General features: G+C 63.2%; 25 protein-coding genes and 1 pseudogene. 17 read left to right on the top strand and 9 right to left on the bottom strand.

The features are described from left to right. Window positions 1-5: 5 nt before the first annotated feature. The 3 genes from SAZ10_RS13085 to SAZ10_RS13075 are packed head-to-tail and all read right to left on the bottom strand — an operon-like array spanning window position 6 to window position 2,717. Window positions 6-1,256, bottom strand: a complete 1,251-nt coding sequence (locus SAZ10_RS13085) for a VWA domain-containing protein (protein WP_318609679.1) — start codon at window positions 1,254-1,256, stop codon at window positions 6-8. Window positions 1,257-1,264: 8 nt separating this feature from the next. Next, window positions 1,265-2,194, bottom strand: a complete 930-nt coding sequence (locus SAZ10_RS13080) for a MoxR family ATPase (RefSeq protein WP_318609678.1) — start codon at window positions 2,192-2,194, stop codon at window positions 1,265-1,267. Between the two features lie 28 nt (window positions 2,195-2,222). Next, entirely contained in the window at window positions 2,223-2,717 is a 495-nt protein-coding gene (locus SAZ10_RS13075) for a flavin reductase (RefSeq protein ID WP_318609677.1), read from the bottom strand. A gap of 170 nt (window positions 2,718-2,887) precedes the next feature. On the opposite strand from SAZ10_RS13075, the gene SAZ10_RS13070 reads away from it, so the two are divergent. The 7 genes and pseudogenes from SAZ10_RS13070 to SAZ10_RS13040 all read left to right on the top strand — a co-directional run bounded on the left by SAZ10_RS13070 (window position 2,888) and on the right by SAZ10_RS13040 (window position 8,093). After that, window positions 2,888-3,973: an ABC transporter substrate-binding protein gene (locus tag SAZ10_RS13070; protein ID WP_318609676.1), complete on the top strand. Its 1,086-nt coding sequence runs from the start codon at window positions 2,888-2,890 to the stop codon at window positions 3,971-3,973. Window positions 3,974-4,020: 47 nt separating this feature from the next. After that, a complete protein-coding gene (locus tag SAZ10_RS13065; protein ID WP_412535222.1) occupies window positions 4,021-4,983 on the top strand; it encodes a P1 family peptidase in 963 nt (320 codons plus the stop codon). A gap of 77 nt (window positions 4,984-5,060) precedes the next feature. After that, window positions 5,061-5,615: pseudogene (locus SAZ10_RS13060) on the top strand (DUF2259 domain-containing protein); the annotation flags it as partial. 98 nt (window positions 5,616-5,713) lie between these two features. Further along, on the top strand, window positions 5,714-5,788 hold the full coding sequence (locus SAZ10_RS13055; protein ID WP_318610108.1) for a hypothetical protein: 75 nt from the start codon (window positions 5,714-5,716) through the stop codon (window positions 5,786-5,788). Continuing rightward, window positions 5,785-6,330: a hypothetical protein gene (locus SAZ10_RS13050; protein ID WP_318609674.1), complete on the top strand. Its 546-nt coding sequence runs from the start codon at window positions 5,785-5,787 to the stop codon at window positions 6,328-6,330. The genes SAZ10_RS13055 and SAZ10_RS13050 overlap by 4 nt, the downstream gene beginning before the upstream one ends. Window positions 6,331-6,436: 106 nt before the next feature. After that, entirely contained in the window at window positions 6,437-7,738 is a 1,302-nt protein-coding gene (purB, locus tag SAZ10_RS13045) for an adenylosuccinate lyase (RefSeq protein ID WP_318609673.1), read from the top strand. A 190-nt stretch (window positions 7,739-7,928) separates the two neighbouring features. Beyond that, window positions 7,929-8,093 carry a hypothetical protein gene (locus SAZ10_RS13040; RefSeq protein WP_318609672.1) on the top strand — a complete coding sequence of 55 codons (165 nt, stop codon included), beginning with the start codon at window positions 7,929-7,931 and terminating at the stop codon, window positions 8,091-8,093. 14 nt (window positions 8,094-8,107) lie between these two features. Here the strand turns inward: SAZ10_RS13040 and SAZ10_RS13035 are convergent, their stop codons facing one another. Beyond that, window positions 8,108-8,920: a VOC family protein gene (locus tag SAZ10_RS13035; RefSeq protein WP_318609671.1), complete on the bottom strand. Its 813-nt coding sequence runs from the start codon at window positions 8,918-8,920 to the stop codon at window positions 8,108-8,110. 173 nt (window positions 8,921-9,093) lie between these two features. Here SAZ10_RS13035 and SAZ10_RS13030 point away from each other — a divergent pair, with 173 nt between their 5' ends. Then, window positions 9,094-9,648, top strand: a complete 555-nt coding sequence (locus SAZ10_RS13030) for an alpha/beta hydrolase (RefSeq protein ID WP_318610107.1) — start codon at window positions 9,094-9,096, stop codon at window positions 9,646-9,648. Here SAZ10_RS13030 and SAZ10_RS13025 read toward each other — a convergent pair. Continuing rightward, window positions 9,637-10,425 carry an HpcH/HpaI aldolase/citrate lyase family protein gene (locus SAZ10_RS13025; RefSeq protein WP_318609670.1) on the bottom strand — a complete coding sequence of 263 codons (789 nt, stop codon included), beginning with the start codon at window positions 10,423-10,425 and terminating at the stop codon, window positions 9,637-9,639. The genes SAZ10_RS13030 and SAZ10_RS13025 overlap by 12 nt on opposite strands. Window positions 10,426-10,526: 101 nt before the next feature. After that, window positions 10,527-10,847 carry a DUF1476 domain-containing protein gene (locus SAZ10_RS13020; RefSeq protein WP_318609669.1) on the bottom strand — a complete coding sequence of 107 codons (321 nt, stop codon included), beginning with the start codon at window positions 10,845-10,847 and terminating at the stop codon, window positions 10,527-10,529. 264 nt (window positions 10,848-11,111) lie between these two features. On the opposite strand from SAZ10_RS13020, the gene purC reads away from it, so the two are divergent. The 4 genes from purC to SAZ10_RS13000 all read left to right on the top strand — a co-directional run bounded on the left by purC (window position 11,112) and on the right by SAZ10_RS13000 (window position 13,327). Continuing rightward, entirely contained in the window at window positions 11,112-11,906 is a 795-nt protein-coding gene (gene purC, locus SAZ10_RS13015) for a phosphoribosylaminoimidazolesuccinocarboxamide synthase (protein ID WP_318609668.1), read from the top strand. 35 nt (window positions 11,907-11,941) lie between these two features. Next, a complete protein-coding gene (gene purS, locus SAZ10_RS13010; RefSeq protein WP_318609667.1) occupies window positions 11,942-12,187 on the top strand; it encodes a phosphoribosylformylglycinamidine synthase subunit PurS in 246 nt (81 codons plus the stop codon). Next, window positions 12,184-12,855, top strand: a complete 672-nt coding sequence (gene purQ, locus SAZ10_RS13005) for a phosphoribosylformylglycinamidine synthase subunit PurQ (RefSeq protein ID WP_318609666.1) — start codon at window positions 12,184-12,186, stop codon at window positions 12,853-12,855. The genes purS and purQ overlap by 4 nt, the downstream gene beginning before the upstream one ends. Before the next feature lie 76 nt (window positions 12,856-12,931). Next, a complete protein-coding gene (locus tag SAZ10_RS13000) occupies window positions 12,932-13,327 on the top strand; it encodes a hypothetical protein (protein WP_318609665.1) in 396 nt (131 codons plus the stop codon). A 115-nt stretch (window positions 13,328-13,442) separates the two neighbouring features. Here SAZ10_RS13000 and SAZ10_RS12995 read toward each other — a convergent pair whose 3' ends face one another. After that, on the bottom strand, window positions 13,443-13,619 hold the full coding sequence (locus SAZ10_RS12995) for a DUF1127 domain-containing protein (protein WP_318610106.1): 177 nt from the start codon (window positions 13,617-13,619) through the stop codon (window positions 13,443-13,445). 148 nt (window positions 13,620-13,767) lie between these two features. Between SAZ10_RS12995 and SAZ10_RS12990 the strand changes: the two genes are divergently transcribed. From SAZ10_RS12990 to SAZ10_RS12970, 5 genes are all read left to right on the top strand, one after another. Next, on the top strand, window positions 13,768-15,180 hold the full coding sequence (locus SAZ10_RS12990) for a PLP-dependent aminotransferase family protein (RefSeq protein WP_318609664.1): 1,413 nt from the start codon (window positions 13,768-13,770) through the stop codon (window positions 15,178-15,180). Window positions 15,181-15,466: 286 nt separating this feature from the next. Then, the gene (gene purL, locus SAZ10_RS12985) at window positions 15,467-17,683 is read left to right on the top strand and encodes a phosphoribosylformylglycinamidine synthase subunit PurL (protein WP_318609663.1); all 2,217 of its coding nucleotides are present in this window, start codon (window positions 15,467-15,469) and stop codon (window positions 17,681-17,683) included. A 13-nt stretch (window positions 17,684-17,696) separates the two neighbouring features. Continuing rightward, window positions 17,697-17,930 carry a BolA family transcriptional regulator gene (locus SAZ10_RS12980; protein WP_318609662.1) on the top strand — a complete coding sequence of 78 codons (234 nt, stop codon included), beginning with the start codon at window positions 17,697-17,699 and terminating at the stop codon, window positions 17,928-17,930. 197 nt (window positions 17,931-18,127) lie between these two features. Beyond that, window positions 18,128-18,463 (top strand): Grx4 family monothiol glutaredoxin, encoded by a 336-nt coding sequence (gene grxD / locus SAZ10_RS12975; protein ID WP_318609661.1) that lies wholly within the window; start codon window positions 18,128-18,130, stop codon window positions 18,461-18,463. A 100-nt stretch (window positions 18,464-18,563) separates the two neighbouring features. Next, the gene (locus tag SAZ10_RS12970; protein ID WP_318609660.1) at window positions 18,564-19,829 is read left to right on the top strand and encodes a multidrug effflux MFS transporter; all 1,266 of its coding nucleotides are present in this window, start codon (window positions 18,564-18,566) and stop codon (window positions 19,827-19,829) included. Window positions 19,830-19,875: 46 nt separating this feature from the next. Here SAZ10_RS12970 and SAZ10_RS12965 read toward each other — a convergent pair whose 3' ends face one another. After that, entirely contained in the window at window positions 19,876-20,703 is an 828-nt protein-coding gene (locus tag SAZ10_RS12965) for an inositol monophosphatase (protein ID WP_318609659.1), read from the bottom strand. After that, window positions 20,693-21,574 (bottom strand): tRNA 2-thiocytidine(32) synthetase TtcA, encoded by an 882-nt coding sequence (gene ttcA / locus SAZ10_RS12960; protein ID WP_318609658.1) that lies wholly within the window; start codon window positions 21,572-21,574, stop codon window positions 20,693-20,695. Before ttcA ends, SAZ10_RS12965 begins: the two co-directional genes overlap by 11 nt. Between the last annotated feature and the right edge of the window lie 197 nt (window positions 21,575-21,771).

The raw sequence follows: 21,771 nt of genomic DNA, 5'->3' as shown, positions 1-21,771 counted from the left end.
TATGGTCACGCCGCTCGCCTGCTGCCAAGCCCTTGCCAAAACCGCGGATCGAAGCTGCGCGAGCCTTTCTCGGAGAGCGAAAGGCAGAGGTCGGAAAGCGCGTCGAGATTGTGCACCGGCCGCAACTCGTCGACATGCGGCAGCATGGCGCGCACGCCGCGCGCCCGCGGCTCGAACCCGTCGAAGCGCAGCAGCGGGTTGAGCCAGATCAGCCGGCGGCAGGATTTGCGCAGCCGCTCCATCTCTTCGCTCAGGCCCGAGACGTCGTCGCGCTCGAGCCCGTCGGTGATCAGGAGCACGACCGCGCCCTGGCCGAGCACACGCCGCGACCACAGCCGGTTGAACTCGCGGAGCGTGTCGCCGATGCGCGTGCCGCCCGACCAGTCCTTCACTGCTTTCGAGGCTTCCGCCAGGGCCTCATCAGGGTCACGGTGGCGCATCTGACGCGTCAGGTTGGTGAGGCGCGTGCCAAAGACGAAGGTGTGCACGCGCCGCCGCTTCTCAGCCAGCGCATGCAGGAAATGCAGGAAGATGCGCGTGTACTGGCTCATCGAACCGGAAACGTCGGCAAGCACGACCAGCGGTGGGTGAACCTCGCGCGGGGAACGGAATTTCGGCACGATCAGGTCGCCGCCGGTGCGCAGCGCCGAGCGCATCATGGCACGCGGGTCGGCCCGACGGCCATGTGGATCAGCCCTGAAGCGACGTGTGGCGACCAGATTGAAAGGCAACCTCAGCGCCGCGATCGCCTGGCGCGCGTCGGACAGTTCCTTTGCCGTCATCTGCGCGAAATCCTTCTCACGCAGCACCTCGTTGCCGGAGAAAGTGAAGCGCGCATCCACCTCGATTTCGGGGATCTCCTGCCTTCCCTGATCCTTGCGGTGACCTTCGAGCAGGGCCTCGGCGACGCGTGACTCGGCTGCCCGCAGCCTTTCCCTTTCGCGATTGTCCGGCGCGACGGGCGAGAACATCGCGAGCAGCTTCTCGATCAGCTCGTGCGATTTCCAGAACAGGCGGAATGCTTCGTCGAAAACGGCGTGATCCTCGTGCCGGCTGACCAGCACTGAATGCAGCGTCCAGTAGAAATCTTCCCTGCTGCCGATCCCGGCCGCCAGCACCGCCTCGATCGCATCCTTCACAGCCGCCGGCCCGACCCGCATGCCGGCCTTGCGAAGCGTGCGGGCAAAGTGGACGATGTTGTCGGCAAGCCGCCCATCCGCATTCACGACGGCCGGTTTCGGGCGATGACTCTCCATAGCGGCCACTATTCGGCGGCCGACAGCTCGGCCTTGACCTCATTGAGGATACGCCGGCTCTCGCCCTCCCCGAGGCGGGCAATGTCATCCTGATATTTGAGCAGCACGCCGATCGTATCGGACACGGCCTCAGGATCGAGGGCGACCTTGTCGAGCTCGGTGAGCGCGCTTGCCCAATCGATCGTCTCGGCGACGCCGGGCACTTTGAACAGCTCCAGCTCCCGCAGCTTCTGGATGAAGCGCACCACCTCGGCCGACAGCCTGGCGTTGGCGTTCGGCACCTTGCGCCGCACGATCTCCAGCTCGCGCGCCGCCTCGGGATAGTCGACCCAGTGGTAGAGGCAGCGCCGCTTCAGCGCGTCATGGATCTCGCGCGTGCGATTGGTCGTGATGATGACGATCGGCGGCTCCTCGGCCTTGATCGTGCCGAGCTCGGGGACCGTCACCTGGAAGTCGGAAAGGATTTCGAGCAGGAAGGCTTCGAAGGCTTCGTCGGTGCGGTCGAGCTCGTCGATGAGGAACACCGGGGCGGCACCCTTGGTGCCGGTCAGCGCTTCCAGCACGGGTCGCCGGATGAGGTACTTTTCGGAGAAGACATTGCTCTCCATCACATCGCGGTCTGCAATGCCTGCAGCTTCATCCATGCGGATTTCGATCATCTGGGCGGCGTAGTTCCACTCATAGACCGCCGAGGAGACGTCGAGCCCTTCATAACACTGCAAGCGGATCAGTCGGCGGCCGAGCGCGCTTGCCAGCACCTTGGCGATCTCGGTCTTGCCGACGCCCGCCTCGCCCTCGAGGAAGAGCGGCCGCTGCATCTTGAGGCTGAGGAACAGCACGGTCGCCAGCGCGCGGTCCGCGACGTAGTCGGCCCCAGTGAGCAACGCCAGCGTCTCGTCGATGCTCTTGGGCGCGGGTCGCGGCTTGAGCTTGTCCATTCTTTCTCCGAATGCCCGCCCTGGCGCTTCAGAGCGCGTGATAGGCGCGGTTGAAATAGAGGAGAGGTTCGACCCTATCGCCGATGCGCAGGCCTGTCACCTTGCCAAAAAGCACACGGTGGCTGGCGAGATCCTTGGAGTCGATCACCTCGCAGTCGAATACGGCGAGCGCGCCCTTCAGAACCGGCGCTCCCGTCGACAGCGATTCCCAGTCGCCGAGGGCGAAGCGCTCATCCTGGGTCAAGCCTGTAAGACCCGAGAAGGCCTCAGCAATCGGCTGAAAATCCTTGGGAAGCGTGTTCACGGCAAAGCGGCCGTTTTCGATGAACAGGTCGTTCGAACGGTTTTCGCGGTTGAGACAAACAAGGACGGTCGGCGGGCTGTCGGAGACCGAACAGGTTGCAATCACCGTCGTGCCGCGCCGGCCAGCGCGGCCGTCGGTCGTCACGACATGCACAGCCCCCGCGAAGCGCGCCATTGCGTCGCGATAATGCTGCGGCCCAATCTCATTTGTCTTCAGCACGGCAAGAGCCCCGAATGTGCACGATCCCAAGTCTTATATGGTTCCCCGGGGGTATGTCACAAGCCGGCTGCAGACTGATCAGCCCAAATCCGTGTTGCTTCGGCAGGGCGCAGCCTATACCTCTCTGCAACTATGAAGACCTTCTGCCCCAACGCCTTCGCGAGCGGGCCATGCCTCGGCTGATTCGGCTCGTGGCGGGCACGACGCTCGCCGCCGTGGTGACATCATGGTGCTCTTGGGCTTCAGCAGACGATCTCCGAATCGGCGTGGTTGCCCCCCTCACCGGCCCCTCCGCGCGGCTCGGCGCGCAGGTGAAGGTCGGCGCCGAGGCCGCAGCGGCTGAAACAGATCCCGCCGCCGCACTCGAACTCGTCGACGACCAGTGCACAAGCGATGGCGGAGCAGCGGCGGCCAAGAAGCTCGCCGAGGACAAGGTCGCGATCGTGGTCGGCTTTCTCTGCACGGAGTCGATCGAGGCGGCGATGCCGATCCTCAAGCAGGCCGGCATCCCGGTGATCACCGTCGGCGTTCGCACCAACAGCCTGACCGACCGCAAGAACAAGACCGGCTGGCCGGTCTTCCGGCTCGCGCCGCGCGCAGATGCAGAAGGCGCTGCCGTGTCCTCGATACTGATCGATCTTTGGCGATCCGAACTCTTCGCCATCATCGACGACGGCACGATCTATGGTCGCGACCTGGCCGAAACCTTGCGCTCCGAATCAGAGAAAGCCGGCCTGAAACCGGTCTTTATCGACACGTACCGGCCGCAGCTCGACAACCAGATCGGGCTTGCGGGCAGGCTGCGCAAGGCCGGCGCGACGCATGTATTCGTGGGCGGCGACCTGGACGACATCGCGATCCTTGGCCGCGACGCCGCCAAGCTCGGCTACGATCTCACGATCGCTGCCGGCGAGTCGCTGCGCTCGGCCGCTTCGGACGTGCCGCTGCAGCCTGGCACGCTGATGGTCGGTTTGCCCGAATGGTCCGATATCGCGTCGCCCGAGGCCGTCGCCGCGATCAAGGCGCGCGGCGCCGAGGCGGATGGGTACGCGCTGCCAACCTACGCCGCTGTCGAGATCGCCAAGGCCGCCAATGTGCAGGCTTCCGGCCGCCCACTGCTCGACAGCCTGGCCAAGGGCGATTTCATCACGGCAATCGGCAAGATCGGCTTCGATGACAAGGGCGACCTCAGGGATAGCCCCTATCGCCTGTTCCGCTTCGACGGAAAGAAATTCGTGGAGGCAGCTACCCAGTGACTTTCCGCGCTGGCCCGAGGAACCTCATCACGGACGTCGCCGGCCTCATGGTCGGCAATGCGACGGACGAAAAGCTCAAGTCTGGTGTTACCGTCGTGCTCTGTGAAGAGCCCGCCGTCGCCGGCGTCCAAGTGCTCGGCGGCGCGCCGGGCACCCGCGAAACCGACCTGCTCGACCCGCACAACACGGTGGAGGCGGTCAACGGGGTCGTGCTCTCCGGAGGCTCCGCCTTTGGCCTCGATTCAGCGTCCGGCGTTCAGTCTTTCCTGCGCGAGCGGGGTATCGGATTCGAGGCGCGTGGGTTCCGTGTGCCCATTGTGCCAGCGGCAATCCTGTTCGACCTCCCGAACGGTGGCGACAAGGATTGGGGGCTTCATTCACCCTATCGCGAGCTCGGCTACGAGGCGGCTCAGGCGGGGTCCATCGATTTTTCGCTCGGAACCATCGGCGCCGGCACGGGTGCGACCACAGCCGGGCTGAAGGGCGGGCTGGGATCCGCTTCGACCGTGCTGCCCAACGGCATTACCATCGGCGCCCTCGCCGCAGCCAACGGCGCCGGCTCGGCCACTGTCGGCCACACTGCCCACTTCTGGGCGGCGCCGATGGAAATTGGAACTGAATTCGGAGGACTTGGCTTTCCGCACCCCTTTCCGCCAGATACCCAGGATATCGGCCTCAAGTCCCGGCTTGCGGGGCCCATCGAAAACACCACGATTGCCGTCATCGCCACCGATGCAAAGCTGACCAAGGCCGCAGCGAAGCGCCTGGCGATTGCCGCACATGACGGCTTCGTGCGCGCCATGTGGCCGACGCATACCCCCGTCGATGGCGATCTTGTCTTCGCGCTGGCGACCGGCCGGAGCGGCAAGGCGCTCGATATCGAGACGGCGATCGAACTCTACGCAGTCGCGGGCGCTACGATGGCGCGAGCGATTGCCCGAGGGGTCTATGCCGCGACACCCAGCCCCAACGATGTCTTTCCCGTCTGGTCGTCGCGTTCACGAGGCTGAAAGCAATCCAGCGTATCAAGGTCGGCAGTAGCCCAGCTCTGTGCTGGGCTGCTTTGCACAAGTGTTGTCGGGCATTGATGCGTATCATTGAAATCATCACCACGGCCTTGGCGACCCTGCTCGTCTTGCTCTTGCCTGCCCATGCCGGCGACACCGCCACGATCAACGTGCTGGGTTTCAGTGAGGACGGCCGCGTCTTCGCGTTCGAAGAGTATGGCGTCCGGGATGGTTCTGGTTTCCCTTACGCGAACCGCTTTTACATCGAGACCGCGACTGACGAATTCGTTGCCGGCACGCCGATTCGTGTGACGTTGGAAGACGAAGCGACCAGTGTCGAGGCCGCCCGGGCCGATGCAAAGTCGCGAGGGGAAAAGCTCTTCAAGGATGCCGTCCTTGACGTGAACCGCGGCGACCTCGTCGCCTTCAACGCGGTTACCGAACATTCGGCGGACCCCTTTCGCCTGTCGGCCAATCCGCGCCCGAGTTTCGCGCCGGTCGACCTGGTATTCGAAGTCCGGCTCGAGGAGTTCAATTTGCAGCCCTCTGAACAGTGCAAGGGGTTCGATCAGGTAGTTGGCTTCAGGCTTGTTCGCATTGCTTCGGCCCCGGGCGATCGGACAGTGCTGCTGCACGAGGATACCAGCCTGCCGAAGAGCCGCGGTTGCCCGAATGGATACCGGCTGGGAGGGATTAGGCCTTTTATCCCCAGTCCGGTCATCCCGTTTACGCGATCCTGGTCGCCATCCGGAGCTATGGCTTCGAGGGACCCGACTTTCGCTGGATTGCAGTGACGGGAAAGCTGTGAACTCGAGCGTGCCCATCGTCTTCGAGGCGCCGCGGCTTACATTCAGACACCGCCTGGCAGCCCACTTTCGCCGTTCCATGCCCTCGTTGGCGACGACTGTCGCGGGCGCCGGTTGCTGGGCAGCGGTCATGGGGATAAGCGCGCTTGCCGGTCTCTGGGCTCGCGGCTGGCATACGCCGGGAAGCTTCGTGTCGGTCGTCCTGCTTTTCGCTCTTGGAGCCGCAATCGCTTTTCCGGTCGCGCTCACCGCCGCCCGATTCGTGTCGCTCGGCTGCTCGGCCGAGACAGCCTTCGCCGCCGCCTTCCTTGCCCTGTCACTCGCAACAGTCGGGGTAACGTCCGCGCTCTTCGCGCTCCAATACCGCCAATATTATGCCGCCTGGCATGCGGATTTCCTCACCATCACCTGGTGTTTCCAGCTGGTGTTCACGATGTTGACAGCCCTGGTGCAATTTGCGGTTCTGGGCACGAGGCTCTTTTTCCCGCTCGGCTTTCTTGCCCTGTTCCTTGCCAGCTTGTGGTTCGTGCGCCAGCCGCGTTGAGCAGGGTGGGCAGCGCCGTTAGCGCAGAATGAATTGAAACGGGGTCATTGCAATTTTTCGGGCTCATGCGCTAGGAGGCACTCGCAACGGAGCCAGCGCACAAGAGATGATCCCTCGCTATTCGCGGCCTGATATGGTCGCCATCTGGTCCCCCGAGACCAGGTTCCGCATCTGGTTCGAGATCGAGGCGCATGCCTGCGATGCGCTCGCCGAGTTGGGCGTCATTCCCAAGCAGGCCGCCCGGACGATCTGGGAAAAGGGCAAAGCTGCGACGTTCGACGTGGCTCGCATCGACGAGATCGAGCGCGAGACGAGGCACGATGTCATCGCCTTCCTCACGCACCTTGCCGAGATCGTCGGCCCGGATGCCCGCTTCGTGCATCAGGGCATGACCTCATCCGACGTCCTGGACACCTGCTTCAACGTCCAGCTGGTCCGCGCCTCCGACATCCTCATCGCCGACATCGACGCCCTGCTCGCGGCGCTGAAGAAGCGGGCCTTCGAGCACAAGGACACGATCACGATCGGCCGCAGTCACGGCATCCATGCCGAACCGACCACCTTCGGCCTGAAACTGGCGCAAGCTTATGCGGAGTTCTCACGCTGCCGCGCCCGCCTCGTGGCCGCGCGCGACGAGGTCTCGACCTGCGCGATTTCCGGTGCGGTCGGCACCTTCGCCAATGTCGACCCGCGCGTCGAGGAGCATGTCGCAAGGAAGCTGGGACTGAGGCCCGAGCCGGTTTCGACGCAGGTGATCCCGCGCGATCGCCACGCCATGTTCTTCGCAACGCTCGGCGTGATCGCATCCTCGATCGAGCGGCTGGCAATCGAGATCCGCCATCTGCAGCGCACCGAAGTGCTGGAGGCGGAGGAATATTTCGCGCCCGGCCAGAAGGGCTCGTCGGCCATGCCGCACAAGCGCAATCCTGTATTGACGGAAAACCTTACCGGGCTCGCCCGGATGGTGCGCAGCTTTTCCATTCCCGCCATGGAGGACGTTGCGCTATGGCACGAGCGCGACATCTCGCATTCCTCGGTCGAACGGATGATCGGCCCGGACGCGACGGTGACACTCGATTTCGCGCTCGCACGCCTCGCCGACGTCGTCGAGAAGCTGGTCGTCTATCCAGATAACATGCTGCGTAACCTCGACCGCTTCCGCGGGCTGATCCACTCGCAGCGCGTGCTCCTGGCATTGACCCAGGCCGGCGTTTCCCGCGAGGATGCCTATCGGCTCGTCCAGAGAAACGCCATGAAGGTGTGGGAAAAGGGCGCTGATTTCCTTGAGGAACTGCTTGCCGACAAAGATGTTCGAGCGGCGCTCTCCGAAGAGCGGATCCGCGAGAATTTCGACCTTGGCTACCACACCAAGCACGTGGATACGATTTTCAAAAGAGTATTCGGGTAGCCGCGACTGCGCTCGCGATTGTTTCAGCGGGCGCGAGGCAACGGAAGGCTTGCCTGCAGCCGCTCAGCCCTTTGTTTTTGCATGTGATCCTGACTGAGAGCCTGCAACTTTTGGGCGATCTGAATCACGCGCCACGGAACCCTACAATCGATAGATGCGTTCCTGTCGGTCGTTTGGTCTGGAGCCCTCCATGGCTGAAGAGGAACACGAAGAAAACTCTGCGAGCCGTTTCGGCTGGTTCACTGCCGGCGTGCTCACCACACTGGCCGCAATAGCCTTGATTGTCTTTGTTGAGGATCGTCTCTCTTCCCAGGCCGCACCAGATACGCCCGGCACGATCATCGAGGCTCACTGAGCAGCCCGATCGCTTCAGGCGGCCTTACGTGTAGTCCGGACGACCGTTCCCCAGGGATCCTCGCGGCTGCTTTCTCCGGCATCGCCTGCTATTGCCAGTTCCACCCAACTCAGTCCCGATCTTGCCGGGTCACGGCGCCCCGCCCCCGCACTCTGCCAGGAATTGGCGCCGACGTGGTGATGGTAGCCGCCGGTTCCCAGGAACACGGCCTGGCTGCCGTATTTCGCCATGGTGTCGAAACCGAACTGGTGGTGCCACCATTTTTCTGCCTCGGCGGGATCCCCGACCCGCAGGTGAATATGGCCGATCACGCTGTCTTCAGGCGCGCCCTGCCAGCCAGGGTCGCCCGCCGGTACCGTCGCCAAGACATCGGGAATGTCGAGCCTTATCGTCGCCATCTTGATCATCACGCCCTCCCGGCTCCAGTCATCGGGCGAGCGATCGGCGTAGATCTCGATGCCGTTGCCTTCGGGGTCGGTAAGATAGAGCGCCTCGCTCACCAGATGGTCGGAGGCGCCGTCGATCGGAATATGGTTGTCTATCGCATGCTTGATCCAGCGGCCGAGATCTGCGCGGGACGGCAAAAGGAAGGCCGTATGGAAAAGGCCGGCCGAGCGCGGGTCGTCCGGTTTGGCCGACGGGTCCGGCTCAATGACGAGCAGCGGACGCTGACCTGCGCCAAGGACGATGGCACCATCCTTGCGCGAAAGCTCCTGGAGCCCGACCACGGTGCGGTAGAATTGTGCGAGCCTGTCGGCATCGCGCGCCTTGAGGGCCACCCTGGATATGCTGATCGGCCTCGTCGCCGCGAAAGGAAGGTTGCTCATAGCTGACTCCGCTCGGCCTGGGGCCGCCCGGCCCGCCGATCCAGCAGAAGTCGGCTAGAACGCGGCCGATCGCAAGTGGCCAAACTTCGAACACGCTGTTCAGTGCCGGCTCGGCTCTGCTTCTCATGCCTCCTGATGTTGCGCCGCAGCAGGCCGGAAGCTACATGCGGGGAATGAAGGTCAAGGAAGCCGACATTCTGATCGTCCCGGGCTACACCAATTCCGGCCCTCACCATTGGCAGAGCCGCTGGCAGGCGAAGCTCTCGACCGCGCGGCGCGTCGAGCAGGCCGAATGGTCGAAACCCGTGCGCGAGGAGTGGTCCGGCAGCGTGGCGAATGCCGTCAACGAGGCGGAGCGGCCAGTCGTCATCATTGCCCATTCGCTTGGCGTCCCGGCGGTCGTCAACGCCATACCCGACTTCCGGAAGAAGGTTGCAGGGGCCTTCTTCGTGGCGCCGCCGGACGTGGCCAACGAGACAATCCGCCCGAAGCACCTGATGACCTTCGGCCCCTACCCTCGCGATCCGCTGCCCTTCCCATCGATCACCGTCGCCAGTCGCAACGATCCCTATTGCGCCTTCGAGGTCGCCGAGGACATAGCCTCGGCCTGGGGATCGCTGTTCATCGATGCCGGCGAGGCCGGCCACATCAACACAGACGCCGGCTATGGCCCCTGGCCGGAGGGTTCGATGACTTTTGCGAGATTCCTGTCGCGCCTACGCGCGTGAAGTTTTTTCCGCAATCGAGCAACGGGCAGCGTCGAGCAGGCTCTGCGCGCCGACCGCGATCAGCTTTTGCTCGCCGCCGAGCGCCATGAACTGGAAGCCCATCTCCGCAAAGCGGCCGGTAAAGCTCGGATCCACGACGAAGATTCCGGCATATTTACCGGCCTTCCTGGTGCGGGCGGCTATATCCGCGATCGCTTCCATCATGTCTTCGAGCGTCGCATTGACGGCCTTGCCATTCGTCCAGGCGATGGAGAAATCCGACGGCCCGACGAAGACCGCATCGATGCCGGGGGTGTCGAGAATGCCATCGAGGGCTTCGAGCGCGGAACGCGTTTCGATCATCGCAAAGGAAACGGTCCGCTTGTTCGATTCGGCGAGCCACTCGGCAAAATCGCCCTTGCCCTGGCGAGGGAAAGCGAAGGTCGGCCCCCAGGAGCGCTCGCCGAGCGGCGGGTATTTCATCGCGGCCGCGAACAGCCTTGCATCGGCGACCGAGTTGACCATCGGGGCTATTACAGCCTCCGCTCCGAAATCGAGGGCGCGGCTCGCCATATCGAAGCGGCCGACCGGAATGCGCACCGCTGGATGCCGGCCCGCGCGCAGCACCGGCACGATTCCGCGCAGCACGCTGTCCTCGTGATGCCCGCCATGCTGCATATCGAGCGTGATCGTGTCGAAGTTCTGGGCAGCGATCACCTCGACGGTGAGCGCGTCAGGAATTCCCGACCAGGCCGTAAAAACAATCTCTCCGGCAGCGAGTCGGGAGGCGAGCGTCATCGAACGATCCTGAGCTGATTTCACCGCATTCAGACGCAAGCATATGCCCCCGCGAGCGAAAAACCACCCTTGGCAAGGATGGTTTTTCTTGTGCCAGAGGCCTAGGTCGTTTTGAGCTGCTCGACGGCGAGCGCCATGAGCTCATCCATCTTGCGACGGATCTGGTGCTCGGAAAGAGGCACGCCGGCGGCGTCGATATCAGCCTTCACCTTCCGGTAAACGTCCTCGTCACCGGCTTCAACAAAGTCCGAGACCACAACCTCCTTGGCGTAAGCTTCGGCTTCGGCGCCGCTCTTGCCGAGCTTCTCGGCTATCCAAAGGCCGAGCTGCCTATTGCGACGGGCACTGGCCTTGAACCGCAGCTCCTCATCATGGGCGAACTGCCGTTCGAACCCTTCCTCGCGGTCTTTCATGCTGGTCATGTATTCCCTCCGGGCACCATCGCCGGTTCAACTTTGCCAAGCCCGCACAAACCAAATGCATCGCCTGCGGTCAATATGGTGTACGTGATGCCGCATTGCAGCATTCCGTATGGGAAAGCAGTTGATCACGCGGAAATGTAGATTGAGCGAGGCCCTGAGTTGCGCTAGAGACCGGCTTGAGAAGCAGAGCGCGCGCGCATTGCACCGCGCATAGTGGAGGGTCCGGGTTCCCACGGCATACCCTCGTAACCCAGAGAAATCGCGATGAAGACTCGCCGCCGCATATATGAAGGCAAGGCCAAGATACTTTACGAAGGGCCGGAACCAGGCACTCTGGTCCAGTTCTTCAAGGACGACGCAACCGCGTTCAATAAGAAAAAGCACGAGATCGTCGACGGCAAAGGGGTGCTCAACAACCGGATCTCGGAGCACATCTTCACGCATCTGAACCGGATGGGCATCCCCACCCACTTCATCCGCCGGCTCAATATGCGCGAGCAGCTCATCAAGGAAGTCGAGATCATTCCGCTGGAGGTGGTCGTGCGCAACGTCGCCGCAGGTTCGCTGTCGAAGCGACTCGGCATCGAGGAAGGCACGGTGCTGCCGCGCTCGATCATCGAATTCTACTACAAGGCCGACGCGCTCGACGACCCGATGGTGTCGGAAGAACACATCACCGCCTTCGGCTGGGCGAGCCCGCAGGAAATCGACGATATCATGGCGCTCGCCATTCGGGTCAACGACTTCCTGTCCGGCCTGTTCCTCGGCGTCGGCATCCAGCTCGTCGACTTCAAGATGGAGTGCGGCCGCCTGTTCGAGGGCGACATGATGCGCATCGTCGTTGCCGATGAGATTTCTCCGGATTCGTGCCGGCTGTGGGATGTCGCCACGCAGGACAAGCTCGACAAGGACCGTTTCCGCCGCGACATGGGCGGGCTGGTCGAGGCCTATCAGGAGGTTGCACGGCGCCTCGGCATCATGAACGAGAACGAGCCGCCGCGACCGACAGGCCCAGTGCTGGTCTCCACCTCCGACGGGCCCAAGGGCACGAAACACTGATCCCCTGCCCCGACCACCTCAGGAGTTTATCGGACGTGATCAAGGCGCGAGTAACGGTGACGCTCAAGAACGGCGTGCTCGACCCGCAAGGCAAGGCGATCGAACATGCGCTGGCCGGCTTGGGCTTCGACGGCGTCGGCTCTGTGCGTCAGGGCAAGGTGTTCGATATCGAGATCGATGGCGCCGACAAGGCGAAAGCCGAAGCCGATCTCAAGGCCATGTGCGACCGCCTGCTGGCAAACACGGTTATCGAGAACTATAGTATCTCTGTAGCCTCATGAAATCAGCCGTCATCCTTCTGCCCGGCCTCAACCGCGACCGCGACATGATCGCGGCGCTGACCAAGATTTCCGGCGAGCCGCCGGCGACCGTCTGGCAGACCGACACCGAAATTCCGGATGTCGACCTGATCGTGATTCCGGGCGGCTTTTCCTATGGTGACTATCTGCGCTGCGGCGCCATCGGCGCGCGCATGCCTGTGATGCGCGCCGTCGCCGAGAAGGCCAATCAGGGCGTGCTCGTCATCGGCGTGTGCAATGGCTTCCAGATTCTGTTGGAAGCCGGCCTCTTGCCCGGCGCGCTGATGCGCAATTCCTCGCTGAAATTCGTCTGCCGGGAAGTCAAGCTCGAGGTCGCGAACGCCAACACCGCCTTCACGCGCTTCTATGCTCCGGGTCAGGTCATCCGCGCACCGGTCGCCCATCATGACGGCAACTATTTCGCGGATCCCGAGACCCTCGCCCGGCTCGAAGGCGAAGGCCAGGTCGTGTTCCGCTATGCCGAAGGCACCAATCCGAACGGTTCGATCAATGACATTGCCGGCATCGTCAACGAGCGCGGCAATGTGCTTGGCCTGATGCCGCACCCGGAGAATTTGATCGAATCCGCCCATGGCGGAAGCGACGGTCGCGCACTGTTCGAATCGGCGCTGGGCCTGGCCGCGGCCTGACGCCGCCCTGGCGCCTCCAGTCCTGCTCAAGCCTCGGCATGTGAAATCGGCTGGTGTCCAATATGAAAGCCCGCCGATGATTCGCTGCATTGTCCTGCTTGCCACTCTCGCCGCACTTGCGGCTTGCCAGTCGCAGAAGTCACCTTCGGCGCCTGCCGGCAAGAGCGCCGCTCTGCAAACGATGGAGCAGGTGGCAATTGCGGCCCATAAATGCTGGTTCGCCAGCAAGGATCCTGCCTTCCGGTCCTATCGCTTCGCCAATGAATTGAATTCGATGAGCGGGCAGCCGCGTTTCCTGCTGGTGCCGGCAAAGAATTATGGCGGGCTACCGGCCCTTGTCGTACAGGCGCGCGGCCCCGCCGGAAAACTGGAGGCCTTCGGCCCGCTGATGCAGGAGGAGCTGGGGTCCCGCATCGAAGGCGATCTCCGGCGCTGGTCGGCCGGATCATCGAGCTGCTCGGCGATGGCCTGACCGCCGCCTCCATTGGAGTGGCGCGCGTTCACGATGGATCGCCACGCCCTCCTACCTCCTTGTCCAGACATCGGATCCGTCCGAACACCGACCGCGCGGTTTTCGGTCCGACGCGCTAGAGCCACATAGGCCTGCTGGCCTCTCGATAGGCGTCACCGCGAGAGATGCCGATATCCTTGAGCTGATCGTCGCTCATTTCGAGCAAGGCGCGGCGGCTGCGCCGTCTCTCCAGTTGCTCCTCGACCCAGCCCAGCACCGATGTGATCGACATCCTGGTTCCTGTCTTCGCCATATCGGCCTCCATCTCGTGGCTGTCGGAAAACACGCGAATTGTCTCGATTGCAGTCATTGCTGTCTTCCTAAATTAAATTGCACCAGAATTGAACGGGTACATTCTATGAATTGACTCTCGGATTGATGCAATCTATGAAATTGTCTCGATGACAAATTGGCTTCCGGATCTCTCTCACGGCTCAGGCCCGCTCTACACGCGCCTTGCCGAACGTATCGAAGACGCCATCGCGGACGGAACCTTGCCGCCGGGCGCAAAACTCCCGCCGCAGCGGGATCTCGCATACGACATTGGGGTGACAATCGGCACGGTGGGCCGCGCCTATGCGCTCGTGCGCGAACGCGGGCTCGTCAGCGGCGAAGTCGGGCGGGGTACATTCGTTCTTGGCCGAGAGCCGAGCCCGGGAATTGCACCCGTGCCAGTCGCTGCGCACCACGTCGGCATCCGCAATCCGGCAAGCCCCGGCAAGCTCAGGATGGACAGCACCTCTGCGCCTGGCGTCGGCCAGGACGAAGCGATTCAAACACTGATCAGCCAAATCATCCGCTCCTATCCCACCGAGGTCGTTGACTACACCCGCATGTGGCCAGCGTCCTGGCAGGAGGCAGGCAGCCGGTGGCTGAGATGCGGCGACTGGACGCCAGCGCCAGAAACGATCGTATCGGCCAACGGCGCCCATGCCGCCATCATGGCCGTCATCGCCGCGACCACCGCGCCGGGCGACAAGGTCGCCTTCGAGCAGCTCACCTATTCGCCGATTTCGCGCAGCGCCAACCTCATCGGCCGGCGCACCATCCTGATTGATGGCAACGACGAGGGTGTGGACCCCGAGGATTTCGAGCGCCTGTGCGCGCAGCAGCATCCCAAGGTCGCCTTCCTCATGCCGTCCCTGAAGAATCCGACGCTCTCGATCATGTCGTCGGAGCGACGCCGTGCGGTCGTCGAGGTCGCGCGCAAATACAATGTCTGGCTGATCGAGGACGCGCTCTACGGCGAGCTGCTCACCGATCAGCCGGCGCCGCTCGCCGCACTGGCGCCGGAGCGCACCTTCCATGTCGGCGGCCTCTCGAAGACCGTCTCGGCCGGCATCCGCTCCGGCTGGGTCTCGTGTCCGGCCAATTTCCAGTCGCGCGTCCAGACGGCGCACAAGATGATGACTGGCGGCATCCCGTTCCTGCTCGCCGAGCTCGCCGCCGAGCTGGTGCTCTCCGGCGAGGCCGATTCGATTCGCGCGCAGGTTCGGCGTGAGCTGGAGGGCCGTGAGGCGCTCGCACGGTCGAGCTTCGCCGGGCTGGACTTTACGTCGCACCGCGTTGCGCCGTTCCTCTGGATGAAGCTGCCCGAGCCATGGCTCTCCACCACCTTCAAAAATGCCGCGGCAGCCGAGGGTGTGCTGATCGATGACGAGGACGAGTACAAGCCGATCCGAACGGACAAGGTCTATCACCGTGTGCGAGTCAGTTTTTCGCATCCGCCTACGCGTCAGGACGTGCAGAGCGGCTTCGCCACCCTGCGCCGGCTGATCGACCATGGAAATCCCGGCTATGACGGCTACGGCTGAGCGAGCGCCCTAGGCTGTGATTTTTGCAGCTGGGCAGTGTATCACCGCCTGACTTGCGCTAAGGGGAGGCAAGTTTTTGACCGTTGGCGCCGCCCCTCATCCGGCTGCCGCCACTTTCTTCCCGTAAACGGGGAGGAGGACTTTCATGCGCAGCCAAGGCGCTCGTCTTGCAAAGTCGACGATTGGCGAAAGCATCGATGAAGGCATGCTCTCCCCGTTTGCGGGAAGAGGATGCCGGCAAGCAGTTGAGGGGCAGCGCAAACGTCTGAGTTCTAGGACCCCTTGGATGGATTCGGAAAAACCAGTCGCGATCACACCCGAACTCATTGCCGCGCACGGCCTGAAGCCCGACGAGTACCAGCGGATTCTGGAGCTGATCGGCCGCGAGCCGACCTTCACCGAGCTCGGCATCTTCTCGGCAATGTGGAACGAGCACTGCTCGTACAAGTCCTCGAAGAAGTGGCTGCGCACCTTGCCGACCAAGGGGCCGCAGGTAATTCAGGGTCCCGGCGAGAATGCAGGAGTGGTCGACATCGGTGATGGCGACTGCGTGGTCTTCAAGATGGAGAGCCACAATCACCCTTCCTACATCGAGCCCTATCAGGGCGCGGCTACGGGTGTCGGCGGCATTCTTCGCGACGTCTTCACCATGGGCGCCAGGCCCATCGCGGCGATGAACGCATTGCGCTTCGGTGAACCGGATCATCCGAAAACCCGCCACCTTGTCGCCGGCGTCGTCGCCGGGATCGGTGGATACGGCAACTCCTTCGGCGTGCCGACCGTCGGCGGTGAGGTCAATTTCGACGCCCGCTACAATGGCAACTGCCTGGTCAACGCATTCGCGGCGGGCATCGCCAAGACCGATGCGATTTTCTATTCGAAGGCCGAGGGCGTCGGGCTGCCCGTCGTCTATCTCGGCGCCAAGACCGGCCGCGACGGCGTCGGCGGCGCGACCATGGCCTCGGCCGAATTCGACGACAAGATCGAGGAAAAGCGCCCGACCGTGCAGGTCGGCGATCCCTTCACCGAAAAATGCCTGCTCGAAGCCTGCCTCGAATTGATGGCATCGGGGGCCGTGATCGCCATCCAGGACATGGGGGCCGCCGGCCTCACCTGCTCGGCGGTCGAAATGGGCGCCAAGGGGGATCTCGGCATCGAGCTCGACCTGAACAAGGTGCCGGTGCGCGAAGAGCGCATGACCGCCTATGAGATGATGCTCTCGGAGAGCCAGGAGCGCATGCTGATGGTGCTGCGCCCCGAGAAGGAGAAAGAAGCCGAGGCGATCTTCCGGAAATGGGGCCTCGATTTCGCGATCGTCGGCCGCACGACCGACGATCTGCGTTTCCGGATCCTGCAAGACGGCGCCGAGCGGGCCAACCTGCCGATCAAGGATCTCGGCGACCAGGCTCCGGAATATGATCGTCCCTGGACCGAGCCAAAGAAGCCTGCGCCGCTCGCCAATGACGATATTCCCCAGGCCGATATAGCCGACGCGCTCCTGAAGCTTGTCGGCGGGCCAGACCTTTCCAGCCGCCGCTGGGTCTATGAGCAATATGACACGCTGATCCAGGGAAATTCCCTGCAGATTCCAGGCGGTGACGCTGGCGTGGTGCGCGTCGACGGGCACCCGACCAAGGCGCTGGCCTTCTCATCCGACGTCACGCCGCGCTATTGCGAGGCCGACCCGTATGAGGGTGGCAAGCAGGCAGTCGCTGAATGCTGGCGAAATCTCACCGCCACCGGCGCCCTGCCCTTGGCGGCGACCGACAACCTCAATTTTGGCAATCCAGAGCGCCCCGAAATCATGGGTCAGTTCGTCAGGGCGGTGACCGGCATTGGCGATGCCTGTCGATCGCTCGACTTCCCAATCGTCTCGGGCAACGTCTCACTCTACAACGAGACCAACGGCCGCGGCATCCTGCCCACGCCCACTATCGGCGGGGTCGGCCTCCTCGGCGATTGGTCGAGGATGGCGCGAATCGCCTTCGCGGCCGAAGGCGAAGCTATCCTGCTCGTCGGCGCGCCGCCCGACTGGGGCACGCATCTCGGCCAGTCGATTTACCTGCGCGACATACATGGCCGTGCCGACGGCCCCCCGCCGCCGGTCGACCTGGCACATGAAAAGAAGGTCGGCGACTTCGTCCGCGCGCTGATCGTCGACGGTCATGCGACGGCTGTCCACGACCTCTCGGACGGCGGCCTGGCGGTGGCTCTCGCGGAGATGGCGATGGCGTCCGGCATAGGTGCGACCGTCAACAGCCTCCAGGGCCGCCCTCCCATCCCCACATTCTTCGGCGAGGACCAGGGCCGCTATCTCGTCACCATTCCGCGCGACAAAACAGAATGGTTCTTCGACAAGCGCGTGGTCGACACCGGCATTTTTGCGCCGTGGATCGGCATGACCGGCGGCCGCGAATTGAAACTGGGCGAGGCGCGTGCGATACCAATTACGGAACTGAAGGCGGCGCACGAATCCTGGTTTCCGCGCTTCATGGGTAATTGAGCGAGGCAATCACATGGCAATGGACGCGCGCGAGATCGAGCGGCTAATCAAGGCCGGCATTCCCGACGCCAAGGTGACCATCCGGGACTTGGCCGGCGATGGCGACCACTATGCGGCCGAGGTCGTGGCCGAAAGCTTCCGCGGAAAGAGCCGCGTGCAGCAGCACCAGATGGTGTATGAGGCGCTGAAGGGCAATATGGGCGGTGCCCTGCATGCACTCGCCCTGCAAACCAGCGCGCCGGACTAATAAGTCGAGGGCAATCTTCTTCGAGCCGCATGGCGTTTTGATCCGAAGCCGCTTCATCCTTCGCTCGCCTCGCGGACGGGATGATAAGACGGCCGAAATCGTATCCAGCTGAACGCTGACTTGTTTCGGGTTGCCGTTGGGTCTATTTGAAGGGAACGATACAAGCCCGACTCCCACGGGCTCGAAAGGTTTTTCTGATGAGCGGAATCAACGATTATATCGACAGCGAAGTGAAGAGTAACGACGTGGTGCTGTTCATGAAAGGCACCCCAGGCTTCCCGCAGTGCGGCTTTTCCGGCCAGGTCGTGCAGATTCTCGACTATGTCGGCGTCGACTACAAAGGCGTCAACGTTCTCACATCGAACGAGCTGCGCCAGGGCATCAAGGAATATTCGAACTGGCCGACGATCCCACAGCTCTATGTGAAGGGTGAATTCGTCGGCGGTTGCGACATCGTGCGCGAAATGTTCCAGGCAGGCGAATTGCAAGCCTTCCTCGAGGAAAAGGGCATCAGCGTCCGCGGCGCTGCCTGATTCCGGTCCGGCACGTAAGGGGCCGGTTCTTAAAAACTGAACCATGGATGCGCCGGCCAGCCGGCGCATTTCGTTTTGCCGTCAAAGCGGGGACTTTGCGATGGACAAGCAGATTTCGCCGAGCAAAGAACTCGCCTTTCCGCTCCCGCGCTGGGAATTCATCGCGCTGCTGGCCGGCCTGATGGCGCTCAATGCGCTGGCGATCGACATCATGCTGCCCGGTCTGCAGCAGATGGGCGCCAGCCTTGGCGTCGAGAACCCGAACCACCGGCAATATGTGATCACTGCCTATTTCGCCGGCATGGCCTGCGCGCTGCTGCCTTACGGGCCGGCCTCCGATACGTTCGGCCGGCGCTCACCTCTCCTGTTCGGCATGGGGCTCTATCTGGTCGCGGCCTTCGGCGCGGCTTTCGCACCGAATTTCGAGGTGTTGCTTGCGCTGCGATTCATCCAGGGCATCGGCGCGGCCTCCACGCGCGTGATTGCCGTCTCCATGGTGCGCGACCGTTTCGGCGGCCGGCAGATGGCCGAGATCATGTCGCTGGTCTTCATGGTCTTCATGATCATTCCCGTGGTGGCGCCGAGCATCGGACAATTGATGATGCTGTTCGCCAGCTGGCACATGATCTTCATCTGCATGGGCACGATCGGACTTGCGATCACGGTCTGGGCCGCGCTGCGCCTGCCCGAGACGCAGCACCCGGAGGATCGACGGCCATTCACACTTGCCGCGACCGGCGAGGCCTTCGCGAAGGTTCTCACGACGCGCGTATCGCTCTGGTACACGCTCGCCACGACGGTCATGTTCAGCGCACTGTTCGGCTTCATCAACTCGGCGCAGCAGATCTATGTCGGCATCTATGGGCTGGGGGTCTGGTTCCCGGTCGTCTTTGCCTGCATCGCAGGCATGATGGCGGTCTCGTCGTTCCTGAATTCCCGCCTCGTCGTCAGGTTCGGCATGCGCCGGTTGTCGCATGGCGCGCTGATCGGCTTCTTCATCGTGAGCACGATCTGGTTCGTCTGGTCGCTGTTCGGCCAGTTGCCGTTTGCCGGCTTCGTGCTGCTCTTTGCGGCGGCCATGTTCCAGTTCGGCTGGATCGGCGCGAACTTCAACGCGCTCGCCATGGAGCCGCTCGGCCATATCGCCGGCTCGGCATCGTCGGTTCAGGGCTTCATCCAGACGCTCGGCGGTGGACTGATCGGGGCCTTTATCGGCCAGTCCTTCAACGGCACCACGACACCGCTTTCAGCCGGCTTCTGCGGTGTCGCCGCGCTCGGCATCATCATGGTGCTGATCGCGGAAGGCGGGGTTCTGTTTCGCGCGCAGCACGATCCGAAACCGGCCGGCGCCGAACTTGTTCACTGACATGGGGCGGTAAGCGACGCGATGCTTGCCGCCCGCCTCCCCTACCTTACTCCGCCCACAACTCGCGTCTGAGTTCTGCCCAGCTCGCCTTGTCGGGCGCGATCATCAATCCACCGTCGATATGCCAAGGCAGATAGGCGCTGCCGTCCAGCCGCGCGGCATAGCCGCCTGCCTCCTGGTGGATCAGCACGCCGCCGAGATGGTCCCAGGGCATGAGCTTGCCGTAGATTGCAAAATGCGCATGCCCAGAGGCGATCACGCGATATTCGTGCGCAGCGCAGCGGTAGCCGATCTGCGACAGGCATTTGGCGTGGTTGCGAGCGAGCCGCGACCGCTCCGGCTCGCTGCGATACTGCCATGATATCGCGCCCGTCATCTGCGAGACGGGGACCGGATCGGCGACCCTGACCGTGAGTCTCTCGTCGCCACGGGTCAGCACATGGCTTCCGGCACCGCGAACGCCGATCAGGAAGTCCTTGCCGACGGGATCATGGATGATTCCCGCGACCGTCTCGCCGTTGACGACGACCGCCAGCATCACGCCGAACAACGGGACATCCGAGGCGAAATTGAAGGTGCCGTCGACGGGATCGATGACGAAGGCAAGCTCGGCCTTGCCGAGCTGTGGCAGCAGGCTCCTATCGCCCTCGCTCGCCTCCTCGCCGACGATCAGCGCACCCGGATAGCGCCTGGCGATCGCAGACGTGATCACCCGTTCCGCGTTGACATCGGCCTCCGTCACCAGATCGGCGGCCGATGTCTTCTGGCGGATGTCGCCGGCGCCAAGGCGCCGGAAGCGCGGCATGATCTCGGCTTCGGCCGCCTCGGCCAGCGCATTCGCCAGCCATTCAATGTGGCGATCATCAAAGGGCATCGGCATCTCCGCGTTGGGCACCCGCGACCAGCGCCGCGAAGTCGAACAGCTTGCGGTCGATCAGGTGCGAGGGCCGCACATTGCCGAGCGCGCGGATCATCGTATCCTTGCGGCCTGGCATGCGGCGCTCGATATCCTCGAGCATCGTCTTCATGGCGTTGCGCTGCAGCCCCTCCTGGCTGCCGCACAGATCGCAAGGAATGATCGGGAATTTCATACCGGCCGCAAATTTCTCGAGATCGACCTCCGCGCAATAAGCAAGCGGGCGCACGACCAGGACGTCGCCCTCGTCGTTGAGGAGCTTAGGCGGCATCGCCGCGAGGCGTCCGCCATGGAAGAGGTTCATGAAGAACGTTTCCAGGATGTCCTCGCGGTGGTGTCCGAGCGCCAGCGTGGCGCAGCCCTCTTCGCGCGCAATGCGATAGAGATGACCGCGCCTCAGCCGCGAGCAGAGCGAGCAATAGGTGTTGCCCTCGGGGATCTTGTCGGTCACCACCGAATAGGTGTCCTGGTATTCGATGCGGTGCGGCACGCCGTGGCGCGTCAGGAATTCGGGCAGGATGTGCTTCGGGAAATTGGGCTGGCCCTGGTCGAGGTTGCAGGCAAGCAACTCGACGGGCAGCAGCCCCCGCCATTTGAGGTCAAGCAGGATGGCGAGCAGCCCATAGGAATCCTTGCCGCCGGAGAGCGCCACCAGCCAGCGCTCGCCGGACTTGGCCATGGCGAAATCTTCGATCGCCTGGCGCACGTTCCTCAGGAGGCGCTTGCGCAGCTTGTTGAATTCCACAGAGGACGGGCAGTCGCGGAACATCGGATGCACCGAATCTGCGGCTTCAGGGAGGTCGAGTTCCGGCGTTTGATGGACGGTCATGACAAGGTCTTCCGGGCGGGCAGCACCAAATGTTGATCGTTTGCGCCGCCCCTCACCTGCCTGCCGGCATCCTTGTATGGGACGTTGGTTGTCAAGAGCAGAGTTTGCCATCGGCTCCTCCTTTCCTTTCCGCTTGCGTTGGCTTTCGAGTGGGGGCGTCCGGCGGCGGGCCGGTGCCGCGCACCCCGACTCGGCGG

The sequence above is a fragment of the Mesorhizobium sp. BAC0120 genome (assembly GCF_033542235.1).
Classification (GTDB): domain Bacteria; phylum Pseudomonadota; class Alphaproteobacteria; order Rhizobiales; family Rhizobiaceae; genus JAWRCU01.
The sequence above is the reverse complement of the archived record's forward strand: the minus strand, read 5'-3'. Positions and strand labels throughout refer to the sequence as shown.